This is a genomic window from Piscicoccus intestinalis NBRC 104926 (assembly GCF_001515525.1).
GTDB classification, from domain to species: Bacteria; Actinomycetota; Actinomycetes; order Actinomycetales; family Dermatophilaceae; genus Kineosphaera; species Kineosphaera intestinalis.
This window is the reverse complement of the sequence record NZ_BCNQ01000160.1, coordinates 1-9,886: the sequence shown is the minus strand read 5'-3', so window position 1 is coordinate 9,886 and position 9,886 is coordinate 1. Positions and strand designations below refer to the sequence as shown.

Below are 9,886 nucleotides of genomic sequence, written 5' to 3'. Positions count from 1 at the left end.
CGAGCGGCGCGGCCGACGCGCCCGGCGGGCAGGGCTCGCGGGGCGCCGACGTCGCACCCGCCGCAACCCCCCGTTCGGATGTCGAGACGGATACGCTGCTGGATGCTCTGTTGCTCGACAAGGCGCTCTACGAGGTCGTCTACGAGGCGCGCAATCGCCCCGCGTGGCTCGGCATTCCGGTCGCCGCCGTCGAGCGGCTGTGCGACCCTTCGCCGCAGGCCGTGACCGCCATGACTGCTCCGCCCGACCGACCCGCCCCTGACCGATCCGCCCCGAGCAGCGCCGACGGGGCCGACGAGGTCCACGACACACCGACGGCCCGGCCGTCGGGCCGTTCCGACGAGAGGAATTCTTCCCAGATGGCCACCTCGCAGAACCCACCGAGCAGCCCCGACGGGCCCGCCCCAGCCGAGGCCACCGAGTTCGTCGCACCCCCCACGGCGCAGGCCGAGCAGGACGCCCCGGCCGCCCCCGCCTCCGGACTGAGTTCGGGCGAGCTGTCGCCGACCATCGACACCTCCGGCGCGGACGAGGACGCCCCCGCCGTCGAGGACTCCGCCGACGCGCCCGCGGTCGAGGCCGCTCCTGCGGGCCAGTCCGCTCCCGCCACCCAAGACGCTTCCGCGCAGAGCGCGTCTGCGGGCCAGGCCGCCGCTGCGGGCCAGGCCGCCCCCGCGGGACCGGTGGACTTCCACGACGAGCCGCTGGGGGTCGCGCCGCAGACGATCGACCTGCTCGTGCGCGGCGGCCACGGCGATCCGCACAGTGTTCTGGGCGCTCACCCGCACGACGACGGCGTGACGATCCGCGCGCTGCGCCCGCTCGCGCAGTCGGTGCAGATCCAGTTGCCCGACGGCACGACGTTCGACATGGACCACGAGTACGAGGGCGTCTGGGTCCGGCAGATCAAGGGCGTCACCGTCTCCGACTACCGGCTGCTCGTCACCTACGGAGACGGGGTCGAGCACACCCAGGACGACTCCTACCGCTTCCTGCCGACGCTCGGCGACATGGACCTCTACCTCATCGGGGAGGGCCGCCACGAGGAGCTGTGGAAGGTGCTCGGTGCGCACGTGCGCACCTACCCCGGCCAGATGGGCGAGGTCACCGGCACGTCGTTCGCCGTGTGGGCACCGAACGCCCGCGCGATCCGCCTCGTCGGCGACTTCAACCGCTGGGACGGCCAGGCGTACCCGATGCGGGCGCTGGGCTCGTCGGGGGTCTGGGAGCTGTTCGTGCCGGGCGTCGGCGAGAACTCCACGTACAAGTACGAGATCCTCGGCGCCGACGGCTACTGGCGCGGCAAGGCCGACCCGCTGGCGCGGCACACCGAGTGCCCGCCCGCCACCGCCTCCGTCGTCGAGCAGACGCACTACGAGTGGAACGACGCGGACTGGATGCAGGAGCGCGGCGAGGGCCTGCCGCCGCACGAGCGCCCGATGAGCATCTACGAGGTGCACCTCGGCTCGTGGCGCCAGGGCAGCTCGTACGTCGACCTCGCCGAGCACCTCGTCAACTACGTCAAGGACCTCGGGTTCACGCACGTGGAGTTCCTGCCCGTCATGGAGCACCCGTACGGGCCGTCGTGGGGCTACCAGGTCACCGGCTACTACGCCCCGACCTCCCGGTTCGGCTCCCCCGACGAGTTCCGTTACCTCGTCGACAAGCTGCACCAGAACGGCATCGGCGTCATCCTCGACTGGGTGCCCGCGCACTTCCCCAAGGACGCGTTCGCGCTGGCGAACTTCGACGGGCAGCCGCTCTACGAGCACCCCGACCCGCGCCGCGGCGAGCAGCCCGACTGGGGCACGCACATCTTCGACTTCGGCCGCAACCAGGTGCGCAACTTCCTCGTCGCCAACGCGAGCTACTGGATCGAGGAGTTCCACATCGACGGCCTGCGGGTCGACGCGGTGGCCTCGATGCTCTACCTCGACTACTCGCGTAACGACGGCGAGTGGCTGCCCAACCAGTACGGCGGCCGGGAGAACCTCGAGGCCGTGCAGCTGCTGCAGGAGATGAACGCCACGGTCTACCGGCGCTACCCCGGCGCGGTCACCGTGGCCGAGGAGTCCACCAGCTGGCCGGGCATCACCAAGCCGACGTACATGGGCGGCCTGGGCTTCGGCCTGAAGTGGAACATGGGCTGGATGCACGACACGCTCGAGTACGCCTCGCTGTCGCCGATCTACCGGCAGTACCACCACCACGAGATGACGTTCTCGATGGTGTACGCCTACAGCGAGAACTTCTGCCTGCCGATCAGCCACGACGAGGTCGTGTACGGCAAGGGCTCGATGCTGCGCAAGATGCCCGGCGACCGCTGGGAGCAGCTGGCGGGCATGCGCGTGTACTACGCGTTCATGTGGAGCCACCCGGGCAAGCAGCTGCTGTTCATGGGTCAGGAGTTCGCCCAGGAGTCCGAGTGGGCCGACGCCCGCAGCCTCGACTGGTGGCTGCTCGACCACGAGCCGCACTGGCGCATGCACAAGCTCGTCAAGGACCTCAACCACCTGTACACCACGCGCCCGGCGCTGTGGGAGCTGGACAACGACTGGCAGGGCTTCAGCTGGATCGACGCCAACGACGCCAGCGGAAACACCTACTCCTACCTGCGGTTCGGCAAGGCCGGCGAGAACGGTGAGCGGCCGACGGTGGCCGTCGTGACCAACTTCTCCGGCTCCGAGCACCACCACTACCGGGTGGGGCTGCCGAAGAAGGGCCCGTGGAAGGAGATCCTCAACACCGACTCCCTCGACTACGGGGGCGCCGGCGTCGGCAACCTCGGTCAGGTGGAGGCCGAGGAGATCCCCTGGCACGGCCAGCCGTACTCGGCGCTGGTGACCCTGCCCAAGCTGGGCGCGGTCTACTTCGAGCCGGCCGACGAGGAGCCGGTGTCGGCGGAGGCGTTCGAGACCGCCTCCGAGAACGCGCCCAAGCCGGCTCAGCAGGAGGCGCTGCGGGCCCAGACCAAGGGCCAGGACCGCCCCGAGCTGTCGCAGTCCCCGGTGCACGAGGACGAGGCGGTGGCCTCCGGCATCGAGCCCGAGCACCTCGCCGAGCCGCGCGTCGGCACCTCCGGCGGTCATGACAAGGCCGGCACGTCCGAGACCACCCCGGGAGCCGGCACCGCCTGACGCCCCCGCTCCCCTATCCCCCACCCCACACGACCCTGAGAACTGCGTGTCGTGGTCGGGACTGCGGTTCGTGCCGCAGTTCTCACCGCGACACGCAGTTCTCGGCGTCTGGGGGCACGCTCTGGGGTCGGCGGGGCTCCGGAGTCGGCGAGGCTACGGACTCGCGGGGCTCCGGGCGCGGCGTCGGCTCTGGGGTCGCGGGTGTTCCGGGGCGACGGGCACGCCGGACCGCCGGGTCGGTGACCGGACACCTCAATGCGGCTCCGGACACCTACTGGATCGCGGGACACCGGTGAGTCGACGGGACACGCGCGATCGCAGGTGTCCCGTCCCAGGAACCGGTGTCCAGTCGAGAAACCGGTGTCCAGTCGAGAAGCCGGTGTCCAGTCGAGGAGCCGGTCCGCGGAGGAGCCGCTGCCCGCGGCCCTCCTCGCTCTCGACGTTCCCCATCGCACCAGAGCCCCTCGCCCGGCCGGGTTTCGGCCGACCCCCGGGCCCCGAGTCCACCGATTACCGCCGGGTAACCTTTGGGGTGAGCATCTTTCACCGCATCGAGCACCACGAGTTGTGACCTGGAGGTCCTGGGCCATGGGGCCGGAAAATCGCATCTGGGAGCGCTACATCGCGATCGGGGATTCGTTCACCGAGGGGCTCATGGACGTCTCGGCGAACGATCCCGACGTCTTCGTCGGCTGGGCCGACCGGCTCGCCGCGCGGCTGGCCCGCCGCAACGCCGACCTGGGCGCGAACTTCGGCTACGCCAACCTCGCGGTGCGCGGCCGCTTGCTCGCCGACATCGCCGGGCCCCAACTCGACGCCGCCCTCGAACTGACTCCCGACCTCGTGAGCATCTCGGCCGGCGGGAACGACCTGCTGCGGCCGCGGGTGAGCATCCACGAGGTCGCCGACGGTCTCGAGGAGGCGGTGACCCGACTCCGCGACACGGGTGCGGACGTGCTCATGGTCTCGGCCCCCGACATCGGTTTCGCGCCGCTGGTCAATCGCGTCAACCCGCGCATGGCGGAGCTGACCGCGCACGTGTGGGGCATCGCGCAGCGGCACGGCTGCCGGGTCGTCGACCTGTGGACGCTGCGGGAGCTGCAGGATCCGCGGATGTGGGCAGCGGACCGGATCCACTTCACGACCGCCGGGCACCGGCTCGTCGCCGATCAGGCCGCCTGGACCCTCGGGCTGGCGATCGAGGAGGCCGATCACACGCTGCCTCCCGCCCCGCACCTGACCCGGCTCGCGACGATCGCGGCCAATCGCGAGTGGGCACGCACCCACTTGGCCCCGTGGATCCGCCGGCACCTGAGCGGTCGCAGCAGCGGAGACGGTCGCAGCGCCAAGCGCCCGGCGGTGGAGTCGGTCGACTTCGAGATCTGAAGCGGATCGAACGGGGGTCGTGCTTCGGCCGCCCGCGCACGGCGCTCGCTGCAAAGATGGGCGCATGAACGACTCCCGCGCCGGAACCCCCGCCCAACCCAGTGACCTCGTCGATGTGCCTCATCTCATCACCGCGTACTACACGCAGCGGCCGGACCCGGAGAACGTCGATCAGCAGGTGGCTTTTGGCACCTCGGGCCACCGCGGCAGCGCCCTGAAGACGTCCTTCAACGAGGACCACATCCTCGCGACGACCCAGGCGATCGTCGACTACCGCACGCAGCAGGGTTTCGACGGCCCGCTGTTCATCGGCCGCGACACCCATGGGCTGTCCGAGCCCGCCTGGGCCTCGGCTCTCGAGGTGCTCATCGCCAACGACGTCACGGTGCTCGTCGATTCCGAGGACAGCTACACCCCGACTCCCGCGGTCTCGCACGCGATCCTGCGCGCCAACAAAGGCAAGATCGGCGGCGTCGACGACCTGCCGGCGCACACGGGGCTGGCCGACGGCATCGTCGTCACGCCGAGCCACAACCCGCCGACCGACGGCGGCTTCAAGTACAACCCGCCGCACGGCGGGCCGGCCGACACCGACGCCACCGGGTGGATCGCCGACAAGGCGAACGAGTACATCAAGGCCGGCCTGGAGGGCGTCAAGCGGGTGCCGTTCGCGCAGGCCCGGGCGGCGTGCGAGCCGTACGACTTCAAGGGCATCTACGTCGCGGACCTGCCGAACGTCATCGACCTGCAGGCCATCAAGGACGCCGGCGTGCGCATCGGCGCCGACCCGCTCGGCGGCGCCTCGGTGGAGTACTGGGGCGCGATCGCGGAGGCCCACGGGATCGACCTGACGGTCGTCAACCCGCTGGCCGACCCGACGTGGCGGTTCATGACGCTGGACTGGGACGGCAAGATCCGGATGGACTGCTCCTCGCCGTCGGCGATGGCCAGCCTCATCCAGCAGAAGGACAAGTACGACATCGCGACCGGCAACGACGCCGACTCCGACCGGCACGGCATCGTCACCCCCGACGCCGGCCTGATGAACCCGAACCACTTCCTCGCCGTCGCGATCCAGTACCTGTACGGCGCGCGCGAGAACTGGCCGGCCGACGGCTTCATCGGCAAGACGCTGGTGTCCAGCTCGATGATCGACCGGGTCGCCGCCGATCTGGGCCGCAAGCTCGTCGAGGTGCCGGTCGGCTTCAAGTGGTTCGTGCCCGGGCTGCTCGACGGCTCCGGCCCGTTCGGCGGCGAGGAGTCGGCCGGCGCGAGCTTCCTGCGCTTCGACGGCACGGTGTGGAGCACCGACAAGGACGGCATCATCCTGGCCCTGCTGGCCAGCGAGATTCAGGCCAAGACCGGCAAGAGCCCGAGCCAGCACTACGCCGAGCTCGTCGCCAAGCACGGCGACCCGGCGTACGCCCGCGTCGACGCCCCGGCCAACCGCGAGCAGAAGGCCAAGCTGAAGAACCTGTCTCCCTCCGACGTCACCGCCGACACCCTCGCGGGCGAGCCGATCATCGCCAAGCTCACCGAGGCCCCCGGCAACGGCGCGGCGATCGGCGGCCTCAAGGTCGTCACGGAGTCGGCGTGGTTCGCTGCCCGCCCGTCCGGCACCGAGGACGTCTACAAGATTTACGCCGAGTCGTTCAAGGGCCCCGAGCACCTGGCCCAGGTGCAGTCCGAGGCCCGCGAGGTCGTCTCCGCCGCCCTCGGAGGCTGACCGCGGGAGTTCGCGCGAGTTCACAGCAGGGGCCCGGCCACGCAAGTAGCACCGTGGCCGGGCTCCTTCGTCCCCACGGACTTAGCCCGCTCTGTCTCCCGCTTACCGTCGAGGGGGATGTGAGGCAGAGGGGCGGGCAGCGTTCTGCAACGGGTCAAAAGCCACCTCGGCATCCTTTGGTGAATCAGCATGCCTCTCGCCGTGCATCATGATGCTACTGTTGATACATGCGTACGACTATCACGATCGCCGACGACGTGTACGCCGAGATGGAGCGGCTGCGGCGCGAAGAGGGTGTGGGGCCAAGCGAGGCGTTGAACACGCTGGCCAGACGAGGTATGGCCGCGAGGGTGACTCCGAAGTCCTACGTGCACTCGGCCCGTCGCCTCGGCGCCCGCCTCGACGTGTCGAACATCGGCGACGTGCTTGACGTCCTCGACGACGAAGGGCACCGCCGGTGATCGTCGATGCCAACGTCCTCCTGAACGCCGTCGACACGGGCTCCCCGCACCACGAAGCCTGCGCGGGGTGGCTGACGCGGGCCCTCAACGACGACCGCCGCGTCGGCTTCCCGTGGCAGACAATCGGGGCCTTTCTACGCATCGCCACGCATCCCCAGGTCTACGAGGAGCCGCTGTCGTCACGGGAGGCCCAGCAGCACATCGACGGCTGGCTGGCATCGCGGTCCGCCTGGGTCCCGGCAGCGGACGAATCGACCTGGCGCATCCTGCGGCGGCTGCTCACCGAGCACGCGGTGACGGGCAATCTCGTGACCGACGCGCAACTCGCGGCGCTTGCGGTGCACTACGGGGTCGGCGTCGTCTCCGTCGACAGCGACTTCGCGCGCTTTCCGGAGGTGACGTGGATCAACCCACTCACGACCTGAGCCGGCGCACCCGAAGGCGATCGGCGATGAGTTCCGGGGGCGAGGGCGGTCTGTCAGGGTGGAGCCGACGCACACGGCACCGGCCGCCACCGGAAGGACCGCCATGCACCAGATGATCTTCGTCAACCTGCCCGTCGCCGACCCGGCCGCCTCCCGGCGCTTCTTCGCCGGGCTGGGGTACGGCTTCAACGAGGAGATGTGCGACGACGAGCGTTGCGTCGCCGTCGAACTGGGCCCGAACATCTACGCGATGCTGCTGCGCCGCGACTTCTTCGACAGCTTCCACGACGGTCCGAGCGCGCCCGACACCCCGACTCGGCCGGCTCCCGAGGCGCTGCTGTGCCTGTCCGCCGACGACCGCGACCACGTCGACCGGCTCACCCAGGCCGCGGTCGCCGGGGGCGGGCGCGTCGTGCGCACCCAGGACGAGGGCTTCATGTACGGCGTCTCCTACGAAGACCTCGACGGGCACATCTGGGAGATCATGTGGATGGACCTGGCCGGAGCCCGTGCCGCGGGCGCCTTTCCCGGGGAGGAGTCGGCGATGACCGACGCGATGCCGTCATGACCGGCTCCCGAACCACCCGCGAGTCCGTGACCAGCACAGTGAACGCACCGAGCACCGCGCGGCCGGAGCCGGGAGACCGCTCGCCGGAGACGTTCACCGCGCTCGCCGCGCCGCTGCGCCCGGAGCTGCTCGCGCACTGCTACCGCATGCTCGGCTCGGCCACCGCGGCCGAGGACCGCGTGCAGGAGGCGTATCTGCGCGCCTGGCAGGCCTTCCACGCCTTCGACGGGCGCTCCTCGGTGCGCACGTGGATGTACAAGATCGCGACCAACACGTGTCTGTCCGCGCTGACCTCGGCCTCCCGGCGGGTGCTGCCGACCGGTCTCGGGCAGGGTCCTGGCGACCCGCGCGCCGACCTCGTCAGCCGCGACGACCTCGCCTGGGTCGAGCCGCTGCCCGACCGGGTCCTGTGGCAGGGCGCCGCGCCCGACCCGGCCGAGGCGAGCGTGGCGCGCGAAGGCGTCGGCCTCGCGTTCGTCGCGGCCGTGCAGCTGCTGCCGCCGCGGCAGCGGGCGGTGCTCGTGCTGCGCGAGGTGCTCCGGTTCAGCGCCGCCGAGACCGCCGAGCACCTGGACATCACGGTGGCCGCGGTGAACTCCGCCCTGCAGCGCGCCCGCGCCGCGGTCGGCGACGTCGAGCCCGAGTCGCTGCCCGCGCTCAGCCCGCAGGACGAGCAGGCGGTCGCCGACTTCGTCGCCGCCTTCGAGGCCCACGACCTGGCCCGCCTGACCGACGTGCTGACCAGCGACCTCGTCTGGCAGATGCCGCCGTTCGACCGCTGGTACTCCGGCGTGCAGGACGCGATCGACCTGTCCGCAACCCACTGCCCCGCCGCCGCGGCCGACGACCTCGCCTTCCTCGCCGCCCGCGCCAACGGCCGGCCCGCCCTCGGCATGTACCTGCGCGACGAGTCCGGGTACGCCCGGTTCCAGTTCCAGGTGCTCGACGTGCGCGACGGCCGCATCGAGGCCGTCACCGGTTACTTCGGAGACGGTGTGTTCGACGCCGCCGGCCTGCCGCACCGACTCCCGCCGATCGACTGAGCACCGGTCGGCCGCTCGCCGCGCGTCGAGTGGTCGATCGATGGTGGCCCGGCGTTCGCCGCCGATCCGGCTCCCGGTCACCGGGGTTGGGCAGACATACAGGGTGCGGACCATCGCCCTCGCCTGCCTCGCCCTGGTCGTCGCCGAGTCCACCGCCGACGTGCTGCCGGACGCCGCGATCGTCGGCGTGCTGACCCCGCTGCGACTCGTGCTCCTCGTCGGGCTCCTCGCGCTGCTCGTCTCGACCGGGCGCCTCGGCGCCCGCGACCTGCGCTGGCGCCGCCCGTTCGACGTCGCGGTCGCGCTGCTCCTGCTCGCCGCCGCGCTCGCCGCCTGGCGCCAGGGCGACTGGACGCTGTGGCGCGCCCTGCTCACCGCGGTCGGCGCCGCCTATCTCGCCATGGGCGTCCGCCGCGCCTCGCCCGACATGTGGGCGGGCATCTCGCTGCTCGGACTCCTCGCCGTGGCGACCGCCGCCCTCACCGCGGTGCGCCAGACCGCCTCCGGCATCCCGGCCGGCTACTGCCGCGGCGCCCTCGACGGCAGCGTCGACACGTGCGGTCAGGCCGGGGTGCTCGTGCGGGCCGTCGGCCCGTTTCCCAACCCCAACCTGCTCGCCGCCTTCCTCGTCATGCTGCTGCCGCTCGCGGTGGCCGCGGCCATGTCGTTGCCGCAGCGCTCGCAGCGCGCCCTCGCCTACGGGGTCGTCGGCGCGGGGGTCGTAGCCCTCGTGCTGACCGGCTCCCGGGGCGGGATCATCGCTGCCGGAGTCGGTCTCGCCGCCTGGTTCGTGCTGCGCCGCCCCACCCGCCGGCGGTTGATCGGCGGGGGCGCGCTCGCCGGGCTCGCGGTCGCGGCGACGGCGGTGGCGATGGTGACCGGCCTCGGCGGCGGCGTGCGCTCCCAGGTGTGGGCCGCCGCGCTCGACGTCGCGGGTGCCAACCCGCTGGGGGTGGGGCTCGGGCGTTCCGGCGACGTCATCGCGGCCCGGGTGCCCGGCGACGAGGCCTTCCGGCACGCGCACAACCTGTGGCTCGACCAGCTGGTCACGACCGGCTGGCTCGGCCTGGGCGCGCTGCTCGCGATCACCGGTCTCCTCGCCTGGCACGTCGTGCGCGCGGCCCGGCGCGGGTCCGTCGC

At 71.6% G+C, this 9,886-nt stretch carries 8 protein-coding genes; all 8 read left to right on the top strand.

Translation table 11 applies throughout. The features are described 5' to 3' along the window. Window positions 1-3,137, top strand: a 3,137-nt coding sequence (glgB, locus tag PINTE_RS18310) for a 1,4-alpha-glucan branching protein GlgB (RefSeq protein ID WP_245643048.1), incomplete at its 5' end; no start/stop codon positions are given. Window positions 3,138-3,725: 588 nt separating this feature from the next. Beyond that, the gene (locus tag PINTE_RS18305; RefSeq protein WP_068433626.1) at window positions 3,726-4,523 is read left to right on the top strand and encodes an SGNH/GDSL hydrolase family protein; all 798 of its coding nucleotides are present in this window, start codon (window positions 3,726-3,728) and stop codon (window positions 4,521-4,523) included. A gap of 64 nt (window positions 4,524-4,587) precedes the next feature. Continuing rightward, window positions 4,588-6,249, top strand: coding sequence for a phosphoglucomutase (alpha-D-glucose-1,6-bisphosphate-dependent) (pgm, locus tag PINTE_RS18300; RefSeq protein ID WP_068433625.1), 1,662 nt, complete (start codon window positions 4,588-4,590; stop codon window positions 6,247-6,249). A 227-nt stretch (window positions 6,250-6,476) separates the two neighbouring features. After that, window positions 6,477-6,710 (top strand): hypothetical protein, encoded by a 234-nt coding sequence (locus PINTE_RS18295; RefSeq protein WP_068433623.1) that lies wholly within the window; start codon window positions 6,477-6,479, stop codon window positions 6,708-6,710. Further along, on the top strand, window positions 6,707-7,135 hold the full coding sequence (locus PINTE_RS18290; protein WP_068433621.1) for a TA system VapC family ribonuclease toxin: 429 nt from the start codon (window positions 6,707-6,709) through the stop codon (window positions 7,133-7,135). The genes PINTE_RS18295 and PINTE_RS18290 overlap by 4 nt, the downstream gene beginning before the upstream one ends. 103 nt (window positions 7,136-7,238) lie before the next feature. After that, the gene (locus tag PINTE_RS18285; RefSeq protein WP_068433619.1) at window positions 7,239-7,703 is read left to right on the top strand and encodes a VOC family protein; all 465 of its coding nucleotides are present in this window, start codon (window positions 7,239-7,241) and stop codon (window positions 7,701-7,703) included. A 26-nt stretch (window positions 7,704-7,729) separates the two neighbouring features. Then, the gene (locus PINTE_RS18280; RefSeq protein ID WP_245643047.1) at window positions 7,730-8,746 is read left to right on the top strand and encodes an RNA polymerase subunit sigma-70; all 1,017 of its coding nucleotides are present in this window, start codon (window positions 7,730-7,732) and stop codon (window positions 8,744-8,746) included. Window positions 8,747-8,849: 103 nt separating this feature from the next. Then, window positions 8,850-9,886: O-antigen ligase family protein (locus tag PINTE_RS18275; RefSeq protein WP_157087354.1), on the top strand; the 1,037-nt coding region annotated here is incomplete at its 3' end.